Here is a 21,737-nt window from a genome sequence, read left to right as displayed (position 1 = left end):
GCAGGAGGAAAAAAGAATGGTATGGGGGGCGAAAGTATCCTGTTATTCCATGGGCAGGATGCCTTCTGCTCTCAGCTCCGCAAGCGAGTAATCCCGGGAGGCACCGGACCTGAAGTTCCCGTTTGTTATCTCTTCCTGGTACTCCTCCTCTGCGGCGGCAACTGCTTCCTCGAATGTTGCTGAACCGGTCATCGTGGTCTCGATGCAGGTGATCCCCTCAGCGTCGGGCTTCGTGTCATAACAGACAAAAGCGTGAGTGGGCAGGATGATGATGTGGGGATTCATGCCGATGGACTCCAGCGCGGAAGCATAGAGGACCGTCCCATCGATACAGTTGGCGGAGTTCGCGGCTATGGCGTCTTTTGGCAGCCGGACACGCTGGGGATTGTCGCCACCGCTCCCAAAGGCAATCGGCGAGTTGATGTAGGTGATCCGGTAGTCGTTCTTGAGCGCGGTGAATATGGCCTTCACCTGGGCGTTCGAGTAATCGGCCCATTCCCGCTCCGAGCAGCTCTCCCCGCACTGGTATCCCGCAATCGACTTCTCGGGGTGGTACTCCGCCGCCTTGCGCATGAGCGGGTCGATCACAGCAGCATGCGGGGTCACCCATGCGGCGATGTACTGCGCCATGTCGTACTCTTCGTCCCCGTCTTTCACTTCCCAGACCATCGTATCTTTCGGGAATACCTTCACGGGATATGTCTGTTCATCGATGCGTGTCCCGTCTGCAAGGCTGACCTTGTAATGGAGCGCGGCGGTCTTTACCTCCGCAGGGATCGCGCCGGTGCGGAGCATGGGTGTCTGGCCGACCGTGACATTCCCGTACGCGGGGACTTCCACGGTGTTGATCGCCTTTTCCGTGAATCCCGGGACCTCCGATTCCACGACAACCGTTCGTGCAGTGCCCGTCGGGTTCGTGAGCTCGAAATCGATGTAGGTCACGTCAAGGTTGGCGAACTGGAGGTACGTTGAGGGAAGGATGGAGTCCATTGCTGCGACACCGGCACGGATGCCGGCAGGGCCGGCTCCTGCGGCACTCCCGGTACCCGGCGATACGGTGTTTGGGGTGTCTTCTGTGCAGCCGGCAAGCAGGATGAGGATTATGATGAATCCTGAAAACAGGAGTGAAGTTCGAATTCGCATAGGTTTTTTTTGTTGTAACGGGATTCGATAAAAAGGTTCCCGCAGGCAGGGAAAAAGGGAGGAACTATCCGGAGGAGGGGATGCCCCCGGCAACGGGAGCGTCACTTATTGATGTGCACGACTTTAGCCGGCGGGAACCCGTTGAAGTACGTGGACGAAGCATGCGAGTATGCCCCGATATTCTCGGAATAGACAAAGTCACCGATGTCGAGGTCCGGCAGTTCCGCGGAGAGCGTGATGGTGTCAAAGGCATCGCAGGTGGGCCCGAACACCGCGGAGATCTGCGTCTCCCCCCCCTTCTTGAAAGACAATACCGGGTAGTTGATATGGTCGAAGACCTGCCCGGAGTAGGAGTGGTACACCCCGTCGTTGATGTAATAGCAGGGCTTGCCGTCCCGGACCGCTTTCCCCACCACTTTTGCGACAACAGTGCAGGCGTTCGCCACCAGAAACCTTCCCGGCTCGGCCACGATCTGCATGTCTTTTGGGAAGAGCCGCTTTATCTCGGCGTTCAGTTTCCGGGCAAGCGTCCGGATCGACCGGATACCCGTGTGGTACTTCACCGGGAAACCGCCCCCGATATCGAGGATGCGGATCTTCTTCCCGGTCCGGTACTCGACCTCCCTGATGATGCTTGCGGCAATCTGGAGCGCCTGCATGTAGTTCTCGAAGTTCGTACACTGGCTCCCGACATGGAAGCTCAGTCCTTCCACAACAAGGCCGCTCTCAAAGGCCTCGATGATCAGGTCCACTGCTTCGCCCGGGTGGGCCCCGAACTTGCTGGAGAGTTCCACCATGGAGCCGGTATTCGGGACGCGGATGCGCAAGACGAGACCGGCATGGGGAGCATAGTCGCGGATCTTCAGGATCTCGTAGTGGTTGTCGAACGTGACAAGGGGCTTGTACTTATTCAGCGCTTTTAAGGTCTCGATGGGCTTGATGGTGTTTGCGTAGATGATCTTGTCCCAGATGAACGCCTGCTGCTCTTTTTTGGGCAGGTGCCTGATGTTCTCGTATACGATCATGAACTCGGGCATCGAGGCTACATCGAAGCTGCACCCGATATCGTACAGGGTCTTCACGATCTCGGGATTGGAGTTGGCCTTGACAGCAAAATAGACCTGCACATCGGGAAGGTGTCTCTGGAATTCGTGATAATTCTCCCGGAGTCTCTCATGGTCAATCACAAAAATAGGGGATCCGTGCTGCGCCGCAAGGTCCAGCAGATATTTCTTTTTCACATGACCGATATGAGGGACCGGAAGGGGAGCATCGCCTTCCGGTTTTTTCTTCCGCTTCTTCTTGGTATCAACCGCGACTTTTGTCATTATATGATTGATTTACTGTACGAATAAGAAGTTTTTGAATTGCCAGATATCTTCGCGGTCATAATCGTTCTCCGGGTTCTCCTTGAAGAAGACCACGCGGTTCTTCAGGGGCGTCCAGTCGGACGGGGTGGACCGGAACTCGCCCAGGTACGGCTTTGCAATATTCAGCACGAAATCGTGCGGGAGATCGTCCGGGAGGCAGAATCCTTCCCGCGGGTGTTTGATCATCCACATGATGGCGCTGACAACCCCGATCGCTACCTGGATGGTTGTCGCGTTCTGCCCGGGAGCGAGTTTCTTTGCCTCGCTGATCGAAAGGATGCTCCCCGTCCACCAGGACTTGTAGGGGTGGCCCATCAGGAGGGCGCCCAGGATATCGGCACCGGAGACAATTTCACGGTCACTCATGATCCTCAGCTTGGGCTGGAGCTCGTAGTTCCGGGCGCGGAGCTCGTGGATGGATGCAATGGTGGCATCACAGGGCATGTATGCGTAGTGGACCGTTGGCCGGTAGATGGCCTCCCCGTCCTTCCAGACGGTCCAGCGCTCGGAGATGCCGAATGCCTCCCCGTGGCGGATCACCATGCCGATGATCTCCTGGTTGGGGATCCAGGACCGCACCCAGGTATTGAGCCCCATCCGGGGGATGAGGATGCCGTTCTTGGGGCCGACCGGTGGCACGATGGCAAGCGGGGGCAGGGTCTTCTCGTGCGTGCCCCAGCCAACCTCTGCCGGGGCTACCCCCTCCTCGCGGAGCCCCTCGATACACCAGGTGCCGACAAACTCGCCCACTTTCTTTGGTGTCCTTGAGATCTGGGTGTCGTGCTCGGAGCAGTGGATCACCTTCACGCCGGCTTCCATTGCCAGTTCCCCGAATTTCTGCTCTGCGATCAACTGCCGGATCCGTGCGGGGTCCTGTGCGATATTGTCAGCAATCATCCGCTGGGCAATGTCCACAAGCCCCTGCTTGGCAAAGTGGGAGATGAGCCCGGGATTAGCGCCATGGTCGACAACGCAGGTGGGGGCGTCATCCCACTCCTTTGTCAGTTCCATGAGCCGCATCTGCCGGAAGTACAGGGTCTTCTCGTAGGGGCTTGCCGTTTCAATGCCGGCGTCCGGGTCCCATGCCTCGACCGAGGTATTGACATACAGGACATCGTGGTCATGGCACCACTGGGCAAGATCGCAGCTGTCGATGTTCCACGCTTCGTCGATCAAAAGCCCGCCGGAGGAGAGATATTCCGCAAGTGTCCTGGCAAGGTTATCGCGGGTTATTTTCCTTTTTACAAAGCGCAGCCCGCCGGCAGTCCACGCCTTCAGGTCGGCGGACTTGTCCTTGAAGTCGATGATGGTGATCTGCTCCAGCGGGATGGTTACATGACGGAGCAGGATCGGGAGCATGCATTTGCAGACAGCGCCATATCCGATGATCAGGACCTTGTTTTTGAATTCCATTCTCTCCTCAAACAGGACTGGAGTACCTGCCAGATTGTTTTGTGAGTGAATTGTATTAAAAACAATGAACCGCACGGGAACTAATCTCATGGCAGGAACGCAGGGGTAGTGGTCCGGGCCCCGGTATCAGGGTATACCAAATCATTTTATCCTGTCCGGCCAACTGTTCCGTCAGGAAGTGCGGCATGGGCGCAAAAGAGGAGATGGACCTGCTCCTGTCCCGGGAAGCCCTTATGGCATCGTTTGGGACAATCAAACCGTATGCGCTTGCCCTCCTCATCTTCACTGCCCTTCTCCTTGAGTATGTCGTCCACTACCAGCTGAAGATCTCCGTTGCATACACCCACTTCTTCTACCTGGTCATCGCCGTTGCCGGCCTGTGGTACGGGAAAAAAGCGATCCTGCTCGCCCTCTTTTTCGGCGGGCTCCAGATCGCAGTTGGCTGGTTGATCTCCGGATCCATAACGCCCGATTCCCTTGTCCGGGCCGCGATGTTCTTTGTCGTGGCGTACATCATCGGGTACATTGCCGACACACTGAACAGCTACTACAGTATGGTCGGGGCTCAGAACCGGGACCTGCGGGAGGTGAACGAACGGCTGGCCGCATCCGAACATGCCTTCCAGACTGCAAACCGGAAACTGAACCTGCTGTCAAGCGTTACGCGGCACGACATCCGGAACCAGCTCTCCGCCCTTCTCTCGTACCTGGAACTCTCCCGGATGCAGGTCACCGACCCTGCCGCAATAGCGCGGATCGAGAAGGAGCAGATAACGGCCCATGCAATCGAACGGCAGCTCGATTTCATGAAGACCTACGAGGAGATCGGCGTGGTTGCCCCGCAATGGCAGGATATCCGCACTGTGGGGGAGCGCCTCCGGGCCCGGCTCCCCCGGGAGGGAGTGACCCTCACCCTCCCGGATGCGGGGACCGAGGTGTACGCCGATCCCCTGCTGGAGAAGGTCTTCGAGAACCTTGCCGAGAACTCACTCCGTCACGGGGAGCGGGTGAAGCAGATCACGATTTTTGCCCGGCCGGACCCGGATGGCGGGCTTGCGCTGGTGTACCAGGACGATGGTGTCGGGATCCGGAACGAAGACAAGGAACGGGTCTTTGTGAAAGGATTCGGGAAGAATACCGGTCTTGGCATGTTCCTCTCCCGGGAGATCCTTGCCATCACCGATCTCACGATCACCGAGAACGGGATCTATGGGGAGGGAGTCCGGTTCGAGATTCGTATCCCTGAGGGAAAGCACAGGGTCGTTGCCGCGAGCGAGTAAAAACACACGGCAAAAATACCGCAGAGGCGGGTCTCACCCCAACGGGTTATCTGCTCCCCTGCTTACCATCCCGGACCGGCATCCGGTCACAATGATGTATTTATTGTGGTGGAGAACATACATATCAGGAGTCACAATCACCACAATAGTGGTTTTTTACGGGGTGGCGGATCTTGGCAGACAAAAATGCACCAATGGACCAGCGCGAACTGATGACCCTCCAGAATTACCTGCAGGAGTACGGGCAGCAGGCTGAACTCTTTGTCCAGCAGCTGCAGATGCTGGAGAACGGGAGGATGGAGGCGCATGCTGCCATCGAATCGCTCGAAGGAATGCTCGCATCGGAAGACGGGACCGTCCTTCTCCAGATTGGCGGAGGGGCAAGTGTCCGCGCAAAGGTCCTGGAACCCGAGAAGGTCCTCCTTGCAATCGGGTCCGAAGTTGTCGTGGAACGCTCCAACAAGGACGCCGTGGAGTTCTTAAAAGAGCGGATCATGGAGATGGAAGCCTCGCAGAAGAAAGTTGCCGAGACAATCGACCGTCTCCGTGCCCAGATGAACGAGATCAACAAACGGATCGAGTCCGGCTACCAGCAGGCTATGGCTGCCGGGCAGGATCTCGGCTGAACCGGAGCACCTGCCCATGTTCGGGGGACTGCGGGAGAAGCTCAAAGCGGCACGCGAGCGCCTTGGCGGCAGTATCAATGCCGCAGCAGCCCGGGCTGAACCCGGGGGAGAGACAATCCCCGCTGATTCAGCGAAACCTCCCGTCCCCGCACCAAAACCGGATGCAGCGCCCGGCACTGCCGCTGCACCTGCACCGGAACCTTCTGCCCCGACCCTTGTCCAGAAGATGAAGACGCTCATCATCGACCGCGAACTGATTGTCTCGGAAAAAGACCTCGATGATGCTCTCTCCGAGCTGGAACTCACGCTCCTTGAAAGCGATGTGGCCCTTCCGGCTACTGATGCCATCATCAGCAGCGTTGAGAAGAACCTTGTCGGCAGGCACCGAAAGATCGGCGAATCGGTCGACCACCTTGTTGTCCATGCGCTGAAAGCCGCCCTGCTGGATGTGCTCGGGCAGGGGTTCGATCTCAAAGCGTATATCGCGAAGCACGAGCGCCCCGTGAAGATCCTGTTCACGGGCGTAAACGGCACCGGGAAGACCACGACTGTTGCCAAGATCGGGTCCTGGCTCCGGAAGGAGGGCTTCACGGTTGTCATTGGCGCCGGTGACACCTACCGCGCCGGGGCAATCGAGCAGATTGCCGTCCATGCAGAACGGATCGGGATCCGGGTCATCCAGCACCAGGAAGGTGCCGATCCTTCAGCGGTTCTGTTCGATACCGTGGATTATGCAAAGGCGCACAAGATCGATGTGGTCCTCGCGGACACCGCCGGCCGGTTCCACAACAAGGCGAACCTGATGAGCCAGCTCGAGAAGATCAAACGCGTCATGAAGCCAGACCTTGTCGTGTACGTGGACGAGGCTGTTGCCGGCAATGACGCCGTCACCCGTGCCTTCGAGTTCGACCGGACCGTGGGCGCAGATGCCGTTGTGCTGACCAAGGCAGACATGGACTCACGGGGCGGTGCTGCGATCTCAATCGCTCACACCATCGGCAAGCCGCTGATGTTCCTTGGAGTCGGGCAGGCCTATGACGACATCATGCCCTTCGATCCGGCAACGGTTGTCGAAGAGCTGCTGGAAGGAGGTGCGTGATGCTCGACAACCTCTCCTCGTCGTTAAAGGATGCTCTCAAGAAACTTGCTGGCAAGACCGTTGTCGACCGGGCAGCAGTTGACGACCTGGTAAAAGACCTCCAGCGTGCGCTCATCTCATCGGACGTAAACGTCAAGCTCGTGATGGAGCTCTCCAAAGCGATCCGCACCCGGTCCCTCGAGGAGGAGCCCCCCAAGGGGATGAACGTCCGCGAGCACGTGCTCCGTATCGTGTACCAGGAGCTGGTCCGCCTTGTCTGGGCATCGACCGAAGTCAGGCTCGAACCCCAGATCATCCTGATGGCCGGCCTGCAGGGGAGCGGCAAGACCACGACCACGGCGAAGCTCGCCCGCTACTTCCAGAAGAAGGGGATGAAGGTCGGTGTCATCTGCGCCGACACGTTCCGGCCCGGTGCCTTCGACCAGATCTCGACGCTGTGTAACAAGATCAATGTCCCCTGCTTTGGCAACCCGCAGGAGAAAGACGCCCTGAAGATCACCCGCGAGGGTCTTGCAGCATTAAAGGAGCAGGAACTGATCATCGTCGATACCCAGGGGCGGCATGCCCTTGAGGCAGACCTGATCAAAGAGATCATCGATCTCAATGTGCTGACGAAAGCCACCCACCGCTGGCTCGTCATCGATGCCGCACTCGGCCAGCAGGCAAGCGAACAGGCACGCCGGTTCCACGAGGCGATTGGGATCGACGGCGTCATCATCACCAAGATGGACGGTACCGCAAAAGGCGGTGGCGCCATGTCGGCCGTTGCCGAGACGAAAAGCGGGATCGCGTTCATCGGTTCAGGGGAGACGATCGAGGATCTCGAACGGTTCGATCCCGACGGGTTCATCTCCCGGCTGCTTGGCATGGGCGACTTGAAGGCCCTCGTGGAGCGTGCAAACGAGGCGATCAATCCCGAGGACGTGGACGTCAACGCGATGATGAAGGGGAAGTTCACCCTCCGCGACATGTACAAGCAGATCGAGGCCCTCAACAAGATGGGCCCCTTAAAACAGATCATGGGGATGCTCCCGCTCGGGAACATGCAGCTGCCCGAAGGGGTGTACGATGTCACGAGCACAAAAATGGTGCGCTACCGCATCATCATGGACTCGATGACCTCGGCCGAGCTCGACGAGCCCTCGCTTATCAACAGCTCGCGTATGCAGCGGATCGCCCACGGGGCCGGTGCAACGCCCGACGAGGTCAGGGAACTGATCAAGTACTACAAGATGATGCAGCGCACCTTAAAGGGCCTGCGGGGCGGCCAGGGCGGCGGCAAGTTCAACATGCAGCGCCTGATGAAACGCTTCTCCGGGATGCAGTGAGACCTTCGTTGTTATGACTGCGTTTGCGATTGTCGGGCACCTTGCCCGGACTGACAGCGGATTCTCGATCAACGACCTGCCGGGCAGCGGGGGCCGGATGGATGTGCTCTGCCGGTGCGTGAATGCCTCGCTCTTCCTCTCGCATGACCTGAGGAGAGATGTCGACTGCTTTCTTGTCCTGCTCGGGCCGCCGTCAGGGCCGAAGACGATACGCTTCTCCGGGGCAACGGTACGATCGCTCTCACCGGACGAGCGGAGTGCCGCGGCGCTGATTAAAAAGGTGATCGATGTGCCCTGCGGCAGCGAGTTCCGCGAGGTGGCGGACGGGATTTCGATCCGGAAAGGCGGACTTGAGCGGCTCCTTTCGGAGATGCCGTTTGGCGTGCTCGATGAAAGCGGCGAGGATATCCGGAAGGCAAAGGACCTTTCGGGGGCATTTCTCCTCTCGGATCACCTGAACTTCACAGAACCGGAACAGGCACTCACCAGTGCCTGCCTGAAATATTCCGTGGGGCCAAAGTGCCTGCATGCCGATCACACGATAACCGTAGTGCACAATGAACTGGACAGGAGGATAAACGGATGGCAATAAACGAACAGGTGAAGGCGATCCTCGCGTACGGCGAGACCTGCGACCACTGCCTCGGGCGGTTCTTCGGGAAACGCTCGCATGGTCTCTCGGATGACGAGCGGGGGAGAGGGCTGAAGATTGCCCTTGCCCTTGACGAGAACCAGCCGTACAAAAAGTTTGCCGGCACCTGCTGGGTCTGTGGCAACTTCTTCGATGACGTGCCGCTCTGGGCTGACCGCGTGATTGAAGCAACAAAGGATATCGAGCACACCACGTTTCTCGTGGGCTGCCGCGTCCCGCCCATGATTGCCGAGAACGAGGAGATGGTCTGGAGCGATCTCTCGCTTGCCGAGCCGGAACCCTTCAAATCGGAAGTGAACCGGGAGGTCGGCAAGGCCGTGTCGGCACGGTCCGGGAAGGTCGTGGACTTCAAAAAACCCGAGGTTGTCACCATCCTCGACCCTGCAACGGGCAGCGTGGAGGTCCAGATCAACTCGGTCTTCTTCTACGGACGATACCAGAAATTCGAGCGGGGGATCCCGCAGACGCACTGGGACTGCCGGGCCTGCAGGGGGGCGGGCTGCGAGAAGTGTAACTTTACCGGCGCCCAGTACCTCGACTCGGTCGAGGAACTGATCGGGCGGCCCGTGATTGAGATGTTCAACGCGGAGAACGCGGTCCTGCACGGCGCGGGCCGTGAGGACATCGATGCCCGCATGGTCGGGACGGGGCGTCCGTTCATCCTGGAAGTGGTATCGCCAAGGAAGCGTTCCATCGACCTTACGGAACTGGAAAAAACCATCAACATCACTGCCGATGGCAGGATCTCCGTTGCGATCAGGCGCTGGGCAGACCGTGCGGAGGTGGAAACCCTTAAATCAAACAAAGCGCATAAAAAATACAGGATCCTGGTCGAGGTTGACGGCGAAATAGCGGCGGATGAGTTCGCAAAAGCCGTAAAAACCCTGGAGGGCGTCACAATACACCAGCGCACGCCCGAACGGGTTGCACATCGCCGGGCCGACAAAGTCCGCGAGAGAACGGTCCTTGGTATCGAGTGTGTGGGGCAACAGGACGACAAATTTATTGTCGAAGTCCTGGGCGAAGCCGGCCTCTACATCAAAGAACTCGTGTCCGGGGACTCGGGGCGAACCCGTCCAAGTCTTGCCGAGATCCTGAACAGAACGGCTCACGTCACCAGCCTCGACGTTACGCAGGTGGAAGGAGCAAAGGAGGGAGAATAAACCATGGCACATCACAATGGTCCAAGGAAGAAGACACGGTATAAGTACAAGAAAGAGTTAAGAAAGCGCGGCCTTCCGCCGGTAACCTCGGTTATCCAGCGGTTCGAGATCGGCGACCGTGTCCACGTTGTTGTCGAGCCGAGCATCCAGAAAGGGATGCCCCACCGCCGCTTCCACGGAAAGACCGGCACCGTCATCGGCCAGCGCGGCCGTGCATGGATGCTCACCATCCGCGATGGCGACGCCGAAAAAGTCGTCATTGCAAGACCACAACATCTAAAAGCGCAGAAGTAAATTCACTGTCAGGTGATTGGCATGAAAGTTAAGGGTATTATTAGCGAAGAGAAGGTCACGCTCCCCGAGATGCGCAGCGTCCTCCTCCGTGTCGAATCGGAGAGGCTGGCTGCCGAGAAGGAGATGTCCTACGAGTTCAGGCGCAGTATCGAGCATGCCAATCAGCTTTCCAAGACGGACCCCGAGAAATCCCGCGATCTGGTTTCTGAACTTGTAAAGATGGAGAAGATGAAACCCGAGATCGCGTACCGGATCGCCAATATCATGCCCAAGACCCGCGATGAGGTCAGGGCAATTTTTGCAAAAGAGCGGTTCACCTTATCTCCCGAAGAGATCGACTCCATCATCGAACTGGTCATCACACACTACTGAGGTGCTGATCATGAAGGCGGAGAAGAAAGAGGTCAACGCGATAGTGCTGGATGTCCTGCTGAAGGGCCACCCGGACGACCCGCGTCCCCCGTTCAAGAGGGAGCCGATCGTCCAGGCCATTGGACTTGAGCAGTTCAAACTTCTCGAGCTTGTGCCAAAGCCCGGCGTCCAGATCGAGCTGCATGACAAGGTCTACATCGGCGATGCCGAGCGTGACAAGATCGAGCGTGTCAAGCGGCGGATCGGGTACGAGGAGCTGACCCAGACGGCGAGAGGCGAGCTCCCGTTCATCATCGAGAGTGTTGTGAAGGACCGCGAGCCGGATTTTGTCACGTTCTTCAACAAGTCAATCTCGATAACGCCCAAGTTCCACATGCTCCACCTCCTCCCGGGCATCGGCAAGAAGCTGATGTGGGAGATCTTAGAGTCCCGGAACCGGAAGCCCTTCGAGAGTTTTGCCGATATCTCGGCACGGATCAAGGCACTTCCCCGCCCGGAGAAGATGATCCAGGCCCGGATTCTTGAAGAGCTCCAGGACAAGGAGACCAAGTACCACCTCTTCACCACGAAATGAGAGCCCAGCACGACCAGCACTTCCTCATCGACCCGAATGCGGTGAACCGCATCGCGGACATAACAGAAGTGCAGGGAAAGAAGGTGCTCGAGATCGGGCCGGGCAACGGGGCGCTGACCCGTGCCCTGCTCGATCGCGGAGCCTTCGTGCATGCGATCGAGCTGGATGCCCGGCTCGTGGAACAGCTCAGCGAGGACTTTTCTCGCGAGATTGCATCCGGCCAGCTTGTGCTCCAGCACGGCGATGCCACCCGGTGCGAATACCCCCCGTTTGATGTCACGGTATCAAACCTCCCCTATTCGGCCTCATCCAAAATAACGTTCCGGCTCCTGGAACACACGTTCGAGGTCGGCGTTTTGATGTACCAGGCGGAGTTTGCCGACCGCATGGTGGCAAAAGCGGGGACCAAGGACTGCGGGCGGCTCTCGATCATGGTCCAGACCTATGCCGCAGTCCAGCACTGTTTCCGGCTCCCCCCGCAGTGCTTCTCGCCCAAACCGCAGGTGCACTCCGCGGTCGTGAAGATCTTTCCCCGTGAGCCGATCTTTTACATCAACGACCGGCGCCTGTATGCGAATGTTGTGCGGGCGCTCTTCTCGCACCGGAGAAAGACGGTGAGAAACTGCCTGAAGGGATCGGCCGGCACCATGCTGGGCGCCGAATGGGTGAAGCGGGTGCTCTCGACCCTGCCGGAAGAGATCCTGGCAAGCCGTCCCGAGGCACTGTATCTCGAGGACTTTGCCACCATCGCAAATATCCCGTGACTCAAGGCCGAACGGTTTTTGCCCATTCCCCGCTGAATACTTCTTCTGGGACTGCCATGAAATGGAGGGGCTGGGAGAAGGTATCGCTCGAAGTTGCTGACCCAACGGTCCCTTCCGGCAGGCTGCCTGTTGAGGCAATTGCCCCGGTCATCGTCTCGGCGAGCCGGTCCACGGATATTCCGGCCTTCTATGGCGACTGGTTCCAAAGCCGGCTGAAAGAAGGATACGTGCGGTGGAAGAGCCCCTTTGGCGGCAGACCGGTCTTTGTCTCGTTTGCCCGCACACGCATCTTCGTCTTCTGGTCCAAGAATCCCGCGCCGTTCCTTCCCTGTCTTGACGCGCTCGATCGTCTCGGGCACGGGTACTATTTTCTCTACAGCGTAAACGACTACGATAAGGAACACCTTGAACCGAACGTACCGCCGCTCGATGAACGGATTGAGACGTTCATCCGGCTCTCCCGCCGGATCGGGCCGGGAAAGGTCGTGTGGCGGTACGATCCCCTTATCCTTACGGAGACCATCACGGTCAGCGATCTGTTGGACCGGGTGGAACGCATCGGCGACCGGATCGCCCCGTTCACGAAACGAATGGTCTTCAGTTTCGTGGACATCGAGAAATACACGAAAGTGCGGCGGAACCTGGACGCAGCCGGGTGCCGGGGCGCACGCGAATTCTCTGACGCAGACGTCGCAGAGTTCTGCGAGGGTCTCCGGCGCCTCAACAAACGCTGGGGCATTACTCTTTCCGCCTGCGCCGAGGACCGCGATCTCTCGCAGTTTGGTATCGGCCGGGGGCAGTGCATCAGTTATGACCTGATGACAACGGAGTTTGCTCACGACAGGGACCTGATGGCGTTCCTGCGGCCCGAAGGCCAGCAGGCACTTGACGGGTCCTCACCGGATCCCTCGCGGCGCCTGAAGGATCCCGGCCAGCGGAACACCTGCCGCTGCATTGTGTCGAAGGATATCGGGCAGTACTCCACCTGCATGCATCTCTGCGCATACTGCTATGCCAATACGTCCGCCGCGGCCGTGCGCAGGAATTATTCACACTATCTCGCAGATCGCGAAAGCGGGATGTTCCACGATACGATTGTCGGGTAAGGTAACGGGCCGTTAGAAATTCCGCATTACCTTTATCGCACAGAACTTCCCGCACATCGTGCACTCCGTCTCCTCCCCGCAGAACTGCCGTGCCCTCTCCGGGTCCATGGCACACCGGATCTGTGCTTCCCGGTCGAGTGCAGCACGGTGGACCGCAACTTCTTCATCTTCGTTCTCCCTGCCCTGCTTGACGGTATCGCCGACATGGGCAGCAATCCTGAACGCGATGAGCCCCTCTTTCACCGCTTCGGGATCCGGAAGCCCGAGGTGCTCTGCCGGGGTGATGTAACAGAGGTAATCTGCCCCTGCCGCACTTGCGGTGCTGGCCCCGATGGCACCGGCAATGTGGTCGTATCCTGCCGCAATATCGGTTGGCAGGGGCCCGGCAACAAAGAGCGGGAACGGGGAACGCTTTTTGTACATGCGAACCATCGGAGCGATACGGTCCTTGCGAATATGCCCGCCGGCGCCTTCGATGATCACCTTGACTCCCGCTGCAAGTGCCTGGTGTGCGAGGGTGCAGTTCTGGCGGATCTCGGTCTGCTGGAATGCGTCCGGTCGATCGTGGATGCAGCCGCTCCGTGCTGTGTTCCCGAGCGAAAGGACAATGTCATGCTTCCGGCAGATCGAGAGGACTTCATCGAAGTGTTCGACAAAAGGATTCTCGCAATCGTGGGTAAGCATGAATGCGCTGGTGATCGACCCGCCTTTGGAGACCATCCCGAGAACCCGTTTCTTCTTCTTGAAAACCCCGAGCATTTTCTGTGTCACGCAGTGGATGACAATTGAACTGATTCCCTGTCCGGCCTGTCGTTTGAGGGTGGCAAGGATATCTTCTGCCGTCATGTTATCAAGGCCGCATTCGACAACCGCCTGGTAGACCGGTACGGTAGTGACCGGGAGGGTGGTGCATGCGAGGATCTCCCGGCGGATGGCGTCGATGTCTCCCCCCATCGAGAGGTCGCTGATAGTGTCAGCGCCGAACGTTTCGGCGATCTCCGCTTTCCTGAGTTCATCGCTGACAGAGACTTTTCCCGCCGAAGTCCCCATGTTGACATTGATCTTCGTGCGGAGGCCGGTTCCAATGCCCGTGCAGCGATTGCCGCGCTGCATGATGACAACGCTTCCTGCGGCTATCCGCTGGAGGAGTTCGCTGGGATCGATACCCTCTTCTGCGGCAACGGTCTTCATCGCGCGGGTCAGTCTCCCTTCGCGGGCAGAATCAACCAGGGTCTTCATTGCTTTTGCAGTGCTCCGTGCCGGTATCCTTGGCGTTTCGGCCATATGGATACCTGACATCCGCATCCGTTCTGGTACAGTGCGTTCCTCTGGTACGAAACTACACTGTATCCACCCGATAAACTACCGGCAGGTTTATGATAACCGGATCACGCAGCATTTCGTGTCAGGCGTTAATCTGGCACTGTATCGGGGCCGGATTTCATTATGCGATCCGGATCGCGATCTGTTTATCCCTCTTCCGGTCTCCATCCCATCCCTTTTTTTCAGATACCAGCCAACCATTCCGTACCGTATGGACTACGATCCCTCGCAGGTGTACCAGCCCGAAGCCGACACGTATCTCCTGCTCGATGCTGCACGGGGCGAAGTAAGGCCCGGTGACCGGGTACTGGAGGTCGGGACCGGTTCGGGACTGATTGCAGCCGCGATGCGGAAGGGTGCCCGCACCATTGCCACCGATATCAATCCCCACGCGGCAATTGCTGCACAGAAGGCCGGCGTGGACGTCATCCGCTGCAACCTCCTCGACCCGATCCGGGGAAAATTCGATCTCGTTCTTTTCAATCCCCCGTACCTTCCCACCGAATCCCATGAGCGGATCGATGACTGGCTGGAGTATGCCCTTGACGGCGGGAAATCCGGGCGGGAGACCCTTGAACGATTTGCCGCGGACGTGAAACGTGTGCTGGCGCCCGGTGGCAGGATCCTAATCCTCATCTCGTCGCTTACCGGGCCGGGAGAAGTAAAGGAACTCTTTGCCACGCACGGGTTACATGCGGAGCTTGTCCGCGAAGAGAAGGTGGAGGACGAGTCCCTCCTTGTCCTCCGGTTCACCCGCTGAGGTGTGCCTCACACGATCAGGCGCTTCCGCATCAGGTTGATCGAGATAATGCAGGTGATGGCAGTGATGACTGCGATCCATGCAAGGTGAAGAAGGAGAGTCCACGAGAGTGATGGCAGGGTCAGCATCCGCATGATGGCGACAAGGTGCGTGAGCGGCAGCACGGCAAGCGCGAAGTACTGGAGGAAGACCGGCATCAGCGTGAGCGGGAAGAATGTGCCCGAGAAGAGTGCCATGGGCGTGATGAAGAGGAACGACGGGTAATTGAGCGTATCGATGCCGGGCGTGACGGACGTGAAGCCCATCGCGATGCCGGCAAACATCAGGCCGCCGAGAAACGCGAGCGGGATCGTGAGGAGGGCGAGGGGGAGGGAGACGACGCCGAACACCGCGAGCACCGGCAGCATGATGAGCACGTAGATGACGCTCCGGGTAGCCCCCCACAAGAGTTCGCCCGCGATCACATCCTCGATCGAGAGCGGGGTCGCGATCATGGCATCGAACGTCTTCTGGTAATACATGCGGACAAACGAACCGAAGGTACATTCGAAGAACCCGGAGTTCATCACCGCTATGGCAAGGATGGCCGGGGCGATGTAGTTGATGTACGGGATGCCGTCGATCTGCTGCACGTAGGTGCCGATACCGATCCCGATGGCAAAGAGGTAGAGGAGCGCCTCTACTAGCGGGGGAAAGAAGTTCACCTGCCAGGTCCGGACAAAGACCACGAGGTTCCGGTACCAGACAGTTCCCGCACGGCGGGTTACGCTCGGGATCGAGAAGATGTGCGGCATGGTCACTCCCTGAGGGTCCTCCCGGTCAGTTTCAGGAACACGTCTTCGAGCGTTGCCGGCCTTGTGATCATCCGCTCCGGCCGGCAGCGTTCGAGAATGGTCCTCGCAACTTCGCGGGCGTTCTCTGTTGTTGCGGCCACCTGGACCATGTCGCCGGTCTTCTCGAAGGGGACCCCGAGTTCGCTGAGGCAGGTGACGACATCGTCGCTTCCCTCCACTTCGACAATCTCGTGGCCGGCATGGTCACGGACAAGGTCCGCGGGCGCCCCTTCCACCAGGATCTTCCCGTTGTCCATGATGACCAGCCGGTCGCAGAGCCGGGCAGCTTCGTCAAGGTAATGCGTAGTCATCACGATGGTGTTTCCCTTTGCCTGAAGGTTCCTCAGTTTCTCCCAGATCAGGTGACGGGCCTGCGGGTCGAGGCCGATGGTCGGCTCGTCCAGGATAAGCAGGTCGGGACGGTTCACGAGTGCCCGGGCAAGGATGAGCCGGCGCTTCATCCCCCCGGATAACTTGTCCACCGAAACGTCCCGCTTCTCGGTGAGCTGGACGAACTCCAGCAGTTCGTCAGCGCGTCGTGTTGCCTCGTCTTTTGGTATGTCGAAGTACCGCGAGTAGTAGAAGAGGTTGCCAAAGCAGGTGAAGTCGGGGTCGAGGTTGGTCTCCTGCGGGACAACGCCGAGGCTCTGTTTGATCTCCGCAGGTTTTTCTTCCGGGTCCATTCCAAGGACCGTGAGCGAGCCGGAGGTGCGGGGCGAGACGCAGGTGATCATCTTCATGGTCGTGGTCTTGCCGGCGCCGTTCGGGCCTAAAAATCCGAAGATCTCCCCTTTTTTTACCGTAAAGTGAATGCCGTCGACTGCAACCGTGCTGTTATAGTTCTTCTTCAGGTCATGGGCCTCGATGATTGCCGTCATCAGCGATCTTCCGTGCAGTGGATCTCTGTTCTGCGTACTACAAAATGCTCGTGTTTGGGACAAGGAAACCAGAATCAAAAAAAAGATGGAAGGATGGGCGTTACGGGAGTGGCTCCGGCTTGACAAAAACAATGCCGACGATCAGCACCGCAAGAAGGGCTACGGTTCCCATGAGGGTAAAGGGGTCCACCGTGGCAACATTGTAGATCAGCACATGCCGGACAACTGCGGTCAGGCCGGCAATGAGGAGGGCCCGGACCTCGACATGTTTGGTCTTGAAATAGACCGTCACGGTCTCGAAGAGAACGATGATGGTGATGGTCAGGAGGAGGGCATACAGGACACTGACAAGCCCGTTGGCAAAGTCATGGGAGAGTATCATCTGCAGGATCAGCTGGACTGCGTCCAGGATCGAGAAGACGGCGATGATGGTCAGAAGGATCGCCACGATCGTGTACAGGATCATGGGCACGAGCGAGAAGAAGTTGATCAGGTATTCCATTACCGGTGAGTTCTTTTCCATGCTGTAACCCCGATGAATTGTTAACCTAGTGTGGCATGGCGAAGATATAAAAGATGCTGGGAGGAGGATTTACCTGCGGAGGCGGAGCAGTGCCTCTTCCGCAGCTTCGCGGACTTCGGAAAACGGATCGTCTTTCAATGCGGCGAGCGGTGCAACGGCCTGCCGGTTGCCCAGTTTCCCGAGGATCACGGCAGCCCCAATCCGGATCTCCTGTTCCCGGTCCCGGAGGAGGGGGATGACGAGCGTGGCGGATCCGGGATCGCGGATCCTTCCCAGTGCCTCAAGCGCGGCGGCCCGGACTGCCGGCTCATTGTCGCGGAGGGCTTTTGCGAGCGCGGGAATGCCAGCGGCATCCTCCCTGCGGCCGAGCGCACGGGCGGCCTCGCAGCGGACTGCCGGGTGAGGGTCGTCAAGAGCAGCGGAAAGTGCAGCAAGGGCACGGTCGTCGCTCATGGTCGCAAGCGCCTTTGCTGCAGCCTTCCGCTTTGCGATGCTGCCATTCTGGAGGTCGGAGAGAAGCGTTGTGATCCCGGTCATGGAAAAGGGGAGAGATGGTCAGCGCTCGCAGGAGCCGCCGGACTCGTACACGGAGATCACGTTCTGTGCCACTTCAGGGGAAATTGTATCGTGGATAAAGTGGACGAGCGCCTCGACATCCTCCACCGGCATGCAGCCGAGGCTCTCATCACCTTTTCGGATAAGGTCGGTGAGGTAGGTGAGCTCCTCCTTGTCGAGCCGGCTGATGCGCCGGAGAAAATCCTCGGAATCCTCGGCAAAATGGTTGGAGACCGGGGGGAGGATGGAGTGGAACATGTGGCCCGATCCCAAGCAGGTCAGGTCGCCGCATTCCGGCGCGAGTTTTTTTAAGATCGCGATATCCTTCTCGTCAAGTTCGCGTGGCATGATGGTTGTACCCGATCAGTGTTTTACGGGCTTTGGAATAAACGTGCGGGACGGGCACCGGTCGCTGTCGCGGTCCGCGGGGACCGGGCCGTTGATGCGGCACTCGCCTGCATTGCCTGACGTTGGTGTATAACTGATGCAATCGGCACAGGTTGGCATATGCTTCTCTATGGAATTCCTGTGCAATGATTCTTTTGTGAAAAAAAGGTTTAGAAATATTTGCCCAGCCAGTTCTTTATCCCGGCAAAAAACCCACCGGAACTCTTGGAGCCGGACCCTTTCTTCTGCGAGCGGGGCTCCATGGTTGCCATGGGTTTTGCAATGGTCCGTTTCGTGGGAGGAGATTTCGGATCGGGAATGTCCTGGAGCATGCCCCGCGGTTCTTCGCCGGAAGGCTCATAGCCCCACGAGAACCCGATCTTGTAATCCCGCTCGTTCTCGCGGATCCAGTTTGCGGCGGCCATGTACCCGCGGTCTTCCGCCTTCTTGATGGTGTCTTCGTGGTCGAGCGTGAAATGGATCTCACGCTTCAGAGCCTCCAGCTCCTCATAGACTTTTCCGGGGACTTTGATCTTCTCCCTGCTCATAACTTCTCGTATAGGGATATGCCGGGACGCGCTATTTAATGGTTCCTCTGTAAACCGGGGGATTTACGGGTATTCTGCGCGCTATTTGTAATCCGGATTGTACGGAGCCTTCAAAATCGCCATCGCGCAATGTTGATAAGCCCGCTGGTCAATTCTAGAACATATTGGATGGTGGGAAAGAATGGGAAAAGTGATCTATGAAGGCGATGATTTCAAGCGGATGCCCCGTGCGGATATGCTTGCGGTCGAGCGGCTGGTCAAGAGCGGCAAGCTCGGGATCTTTGAAGTGAAATACAAGGAAACGAAGTTCAGGATCGAGATCAAGAAGAAGGGCATGGACACGGTGGTGAAGCGGTTCCGGGCAATGTGAGCCGGATCAATCAGAGCCTGATGAAATTTTTTCAGCCAGGCTTTGATTGAAAATCCTGTATCAGGTTTCTTCGACTTTAAAAAATGCCCGTTCAGCGGCGCTTCCGTCCGTCGGTACCGGCGATCCCCTGCCGGAGGGGGCATGGCGGCTGCCGGCGCTCTCCGGATGCCTGTCCGCAGGCCAAAACCCGTTATGCCCTCTTTTCGGCCAAAAGAATGTGGCAAAAATTTACCTCTCCTCTCCGGCGTAAAAATGGGGATTTTCTCTAAATTATTCCCTCATTTTGCAGAATTATTCCCTCTGGATCCGGAAAAGGGGGGAAACGGAGCCCGTAACGGGCCCGGATTGGCGCATGTCTGAAACGGGGGTGTGTTATGATGTGCAACAGGTAATCGTGCCCTGAGGTGGAGAAGATACTACCAGATTTTGGGGAAAATGTTCTATCGGATCCTGCCTGAAAAACAATAATCGTGATCGTGATCGCGATGGAAAACCTGATCCGGATCAACCGGACCCTGCTTAAGATTTTTCTGGCAGACCCTGCTTGAAAAAAAATGAGCGGACCCTGCCTGACAAAAGTTAACCGGATCTGTATGAATCGGAAAACCGAGAAATTGGTCACCGTCGAAAAATGGTCCGAATTTTCAAGCAGACCCTGCTGAAAATTTTATGAGTAGACTTTGATTGAAATTTTTTGTGCGGAGTCTGCGTGAAAATTTTTGAACGGATCCTGCTGAAAAATGTTCAAACGCGATCGCGACCGCGATTGATTTTGTGATCCGGATCAACCGGACTTTGATTGAAAAAAGTTGAGCAGACCTTGATTGCGAAATGAATGGCTCGTGTGGATAATGTGAGGGTCACGCGTAAAAGGTCTTGCGACTTTTGCGCAACTCACTTACCTGTACGCGAACATGCGGACAGGCCGTTGCCCAGTGAGGGGCCGGCAGAAATCGAGCGTCGCATCAGCGAGGCTCGATTAGAGAAGCCATCAGGCTTCGACTCCCCCGAGCGATTCCGATCATAAGCGAGGTGGGGGGGAATCGCATTTTCATGAGCAAGTGTCCCTGTCAGAAAAAATAATAAAACGAATGCTGCATTGGTGATCCATCATGATGATGTGTTACCATTCAGGACTCTGATGGATCGAATATAGTACGGGAAGTGAAAAGGGCACGGAGTATAAAAAAGGACAATCTCTAAAAAATTACTGTAATTTCTCTATTTTTTTCAGAAGATCATTCATATCAGATCTTGCGTCATTCGCCTTAGTGATTGCAGATAGCGCTTTATTTTTTGCATTATTCATAGACGCCAGAAGGGTGTCATCCGGATATCCAGCTTCCACTGAATTAAGATATGACCGACGATCCTGAGCATATGCACTCATACTGTTACAGTATTCCTCCATATTCGATTGCCACAACCGCATCTTGGTCAACGATTGATCAGCATATGTTTTCACATTGCCGTTCAGATTCACAGTCTGCCCGGAAAAATCAATGATTTTATTGTCAGCATCCTCTAAGTCGGTCTGTAAACCATCTATTGCCTTCAGCTCATTGTTTATCCCAACCTTCATAAACGCGTAATATGTCTTATCCCCTGAGTTGATGTGGGCATTCCAAAAATCGATGTTCTTTCCAACCATATTATCAAAACTTTTTTGATTTTCGATGTAATGGTTCATTGAATTAACTACCTCATTAGCACTATCGACAGTGCTTGTTGCACTGGTATTTACGCAGCCTGCCAACGATACTGTAGCAAAAATACACAGACACCCGATTAAAAACACCAATTTTGAATAATTTGACATATCGTCCATCATACTCCCCAGTTTTTTCCTTAATAAAATTGCATTTTAAATACAAATTTCCCGAATTGAAATGCTGTTTTAAAAAATGTACTATTTTGTGCCTATATATTGTTGTCCAAATGTTCTACACATGGTCAACTTAATCAAATCTTAACAACCGGTGATTTTTTATTGCTTACCCTGGCTGGAAAGATGAAAACTCACATCGGATCCGGATGCCCCCCGATATTGAGCGGAAGGTCAATGCATTAATTGAAAATGAAGAGTTTAACACAAAATCTGATGTTTTCGTCGCAGCCCTCTGGTTTTATTTTGACAATAAGAACCACTTCTTTTGAGAAAAGACTTGGACTTGAAATGTGTAGGCGCCCCGGCCAGGATTTGACTCTTGCTGGCGCTCTTTGAAAATTGTTAGAGAATCAAACCATCAGAAGAAGTGCTGCTATGGAGCTACCTTTTAGCTGGTTAGAATCCGCTTCATTCCAGCTTTTTTTAATGAAATCAACCCCAAATTGGGATAGTATCAAAATATGGGGGCCATACTCATAAGTCTTTTG

Annotated in this window: 25 protein-coding genes; 13 read left to right on the top strand and 12 right to left on the bottom strand. The window is 56.7% G+C overall.

Translation table 11 applies throughout. The features are described 5' to 3' along the window. Positions 1-42: 42 nt before the first annotated feature. The 3 genes from PHF39_RS11485 to PHF39_RS11475 form a co-directional block, all read right to left on the bottom strand. A complete protein-coding gene (locus PHF39_RS11485; protein ID WP_300224181.1) occupies positions 43-1,143 on the bottom strand; it encodes a hypothetical protein in 1,101 nt (366 codons plus the stop codon). 101 nt (positions 1,144-1,244) lie between these two features. After that, positions 1,245-2,471 carry a type III PLP-dependent enzyme gene (locus PHF39_RS11480; protein ID WP_300224178.1) on the bottom strand — a complete coding sequence of 409 codons (1,227 nt, stop codon included), beginning with the start codon at positions 2,469-2,471 and terminating at the stop codon, positions 1,245-1,247. A gap of 12 nt (positions 2,472-2,483) precedes the next feature. After that, the gene (locus PHF39_RS11475) at positions 2,484-3,926 is read right to left on the bottom strand and encodes a saccharopine dehydrogenase NADP-binding domain-containing protein (protein ID WP_300224175.1); all 1,443 of its coding nucleotides are present in this window, start codon (positions 3,924-3,926) and stop codon (positions 2,484-2,486) included. A gap of 185 nt (positions 3,927-4,111) precedes the next feature. On the opposite strand from PHF39_RS11475, the gene PHF39_RS11470 reads away from it, so the two are divergent. The 11 genes from PHF39_RS11470 to PHF39_RS11420 all read left to right on the top strand — a co-directional run bounded on the left by PHF39_RS11470 (position 4,112) and on the right by PHF39_RS11420 (position 13,184). Beyond that, positions 4,112-5,206, top strand: coding sequence for a HAMP domain-containing sensor histidine kinase (locus tag PHF39_RS11470; RefSeq protein WP_300224172.1), 1,095 nt, complete (start codon positions 4,112-4,114; stop codon positions 5,204-5,206). 173 nt (positions 5,207-5,379) lie between these two features. Next, the gene (gene pfdA, locus PHF39_RS11465) at positions 5,380-5,832 is read left to right on the top strand and encodes a prefoldin subunit alpha (protein WP_366144241.1); all 453 of its coding nucleotides are present in this window, start codon (positions 5,380-5,382) and stop codon (positions 5,830-5,832) included. A 16-nt stretch (positions 5,833-5,848) separates the two neighbouring features. Then, a complete protein-coding gene (ftsY, locus tag PHF39_RS11460; RefSeq protein ID WP_300224169.1) occupies positions 5,849-6,931 on the top strand; it encodes a signal recognition particle-docking protein FtsY in 1,083 nt (360 codons plus the stop codon). Next, the gene (locus PHF39_RS11455; protein WP_300224166.1) at positions 6,931-8,259 is read left to right on the top strand and encodes a signal recognition particle protein Srp54; all 1,329 of its coding nucleotides are present in this window, start codon (positions 6,931-6,933) and stop codon (positions 8,257-8,259) included. Before ftsY ends, PHF39_RS11455 begins: the two co-directional genes overlap by 1 nt. Before the next feature lie 13 nt (positions 8,260-8,272). Then, entirely contained in the window at positions 8,273-8,851 is a 579-nt protein-coding gene (trmY, locus tag PHF39_RS11450; RefSeq protein WP_300224163.1) for a tRNA (pseudouridine(54)-N(1))-methyltransferase TrmY, read from the top strand. Then, on the top strand, positions 8,842-10,074 hold the full coding sequence (locus PHF39_RS11445) for a tRNA pseudouridine(54/55) synthase Pus10 (protein ID WP_300224160.1): 1,233 nt from the start codon (positions 8,842-8,844) through the stop codon (positions 10,072-10,074). Before trmY ends, PHF39_RS11445 begins: the two co-directional genes overlap by 10 nt. A 3-nt stretch (positions 10,075-10,077) precedes the next feature. Then, positions 10,078-10,368, top strand: coding sequence for a 50S ribosomal protein L21e (locus PHF39_RS11440; RefSeq protein WP_300224157.1), 291 nt, complete (start codon positions 10,078-10,080; stop codon positions 10,366-10,368). A gap of 21 nt (positions 10,369-10,389) precedes the next feature. Beyond that, positions 10,390-10,740 (top strand): RNA polymerase Rpb4 family protein, encoded by a 351-nt coding sequence (locus tag PHF39_RS11435; RefSeq protein ID WP_300224154.1) that lies wholly within the window; start codon positions 10,390-10,392, stop codon positions 10,738-10,740. Positions 10,741-10,750: 10 nt separating this feature from the next. Next, positions 10,751-11,314: a DUF655 domain-containing protein gene (locus tag PHF39_RS11430; protein WP_300224151.1), complete on the top strand. Its 564-nt coding sequence runs from the start codon at positions 10,751-10,753 to the stop codon at positions 11,312-11,314. Beyond that, complete coding sequence (gene rsmA, locus PHF39_RS11425) at positions 11,311-12,078, top strand: 16S rRNA (adenine(1518)-N(6)/adenine(1519)-N(6))-dimethyltransferase RsmA (RefSeq protein WP_300224148.1); 768 nt, start codon at positions 11,311-11,313, stop codon at positions 12,076-12,078. The genes PHF39_RS11430 and rsmA overlap by 4 nt, the downstream gene beginning before the upstream one ends. A gap of 56 nt (positions 12,079-12,134) precedes the next feature. Next, entirely contained in the window at positions 12,135-13,184 is a 1,050-nt protein-coding gene (locus PHF39_RS11420) for a DUF1848 domain-containing protein (RefSeq protein WP_300224143.1), read from the top strand. A gap of 12 nt (positions 13,185-13,196) precedes the next feature. On the opposite strand, the gene thiC is transcribed toward PHF39_RS11420, so the two are convergent. Beyond that, positions 13,197-14,468 carry a phosphomethylpyrimidine synthase ThiC gene (gene thiC, locus PHF39_RS11415; protein ID WP_300224140.1) on the bottom strand — a complete coding sequence of 424 codons (1,272 nt, stop codon included), beginning with the start codon at positions 14,466-14,468 and terminating at the stop codon, positions 13,197-13,199. A gap of 250 nt (positions 14,469-14,718) precedes the next feature. Here thiC and PHF39_RS11410 point away from each other — a divergent pair, with 250 nt between their 5' ends. Next, complete coding sequence (locus PHF39_RS11410) at positions 14,719-15,267, top strand: HemK2/MTQ2 family protein methyltransferase (RefSeq protein WP_300224138.1); 549 nt, start codon at positions 14,719-14,721, stop codon at positions 15,265-15,267. Positions 15,268-15,275: 8 nt separating this feature from the next. Here PHF39_RS11410 and PHF39_RS11405 read toward each other — a convergent pair whose 3' ends face one another. From PHF39_RS11405 to PHF39_RS11375, 7 genes are all read right to left on the bottom strand, one after another. Beyond that, on the bottom strand, positions 15,276-16,061 hold the full coding sequence (locus tag PHF39_RS11405; protein WP_300224136.1) for an ABC transporter permease: 786 nt from the start codon (positions 16,059-16,061) through the stop codon (positions 15,276-15,278). A 2-nt stretch (positions 16,062-16,063) separates the two neighbouring features. Further along, complete coding sequence (locus PHF39_RS11400) at positions 16,064-16,978, bottom strand: ABC transporter ATP-binding protein (RefSeq protein ID WP_300224133.1); 915 nt, start codon at positions 16,976-16,978, stop codon at positions 16,064-16,066. 100 nt (positions 16,979-17,078) lie between these two features. Further along, a complete protein-coding gene (locus PHF39_RS11395; RefSeq protein ID WP_300224130.1) occupies positions 17,079-17,501 on the bottom strand; it encodes a phosphate-starvation-inducible PsiE family protein in 423 nt (140 codons plus the stop codon). Between the two features lie 69 nt (positions 17,502-17,570). Continuing rightward, complete coding sequence (locus PHF39_RS11390; RefSeq protein ID WP_300224127.1) at positions 17,571-18,038, bottom strand: HEAT repeat domain-containing protein; 468 nt, start codon at positions 18,036-18,038, stop codon at positions 17,571-17,573. An 18-nt stretch (positions 18,039-18,056) separates the two neighbouring features. After that, positions 18,057-18,404 (bottom strand): hypothetical protein, encoded by a 348-nt coding sequence (locus PHF39_RS11385; RefSeq protein ID WP_300224124.1) that lies wholly within the window; start codon positions 18,402-18,404, stop codon positions 18,057-18,059. 15 nt (positions 18,405-18,419) lie between these two features. Then, on the bottom strand, positions 18,420-18,563 hold the full coding sequence (locus tag PHF39_RS11380) for a hypothetical protein (protein ID WP_300224121.1): 144 nt from the start codon (positions 18,561-18,563) through the stop codon (positions 18,420-18,422). Positions 18,564-18,613: 50 nt separating this feature from the next. Continuing rightward, positions 18,614-18,991, bottom strand: a complete 378-nt coding sequence (locus PHF39_RS11375; protein WP_300224118.1) for a hypothetical protein — start codon at positions 18,989-18,991, stop codon at positions 18,614-18,616. 181 nt (positions 18,992-19,172) lie between these two features. Here PHF39_RS11375 and PHF39_RS11370 point away from each other — a divergent pair, with 181 nt between their 5' ends. Further along, entirely contained in the window at positions 19,173-19,361 is a 189-nt protein-coding gene (locus tag PHF39_RS11370) for a hypothetical protein (protein ID WP_300224115.1), read from the top strand. Positions 19,362-20,568: 1,207 nt separating this feature from the next. On the opposite strand, the gene PHF39_RS11365 is transcribed toward PHF39_RS11370, so the two are convergent. Beyond that, a complete protein-coding gene (locus PHF39_RS11365) occupies positions 20,569-21,192 on the bottom strand; it encodes a hypothetical protein (RefSeq protein ID WP_300224112.1) in 624 nt (207 codons plus the stop codon). Positions 21,193-21,737: the final 545 nt, after the last annotated feature.

The sequence above is a fragment of the Methanoregula sp. genome, assembly GCF_028712425.1.
In the GTDB taxonomy this organism is placed as follows: Archaea; Halobacteriota; Methanomicrobia; order Methanomicrobiales; family Methanospirillaceae; genus Methanoregula.
The sequence above is the reverse complement of the archived record's forward strand: the minus strand, read 5'-3'. Positions and strand labels throughout refer to the sequence as shown.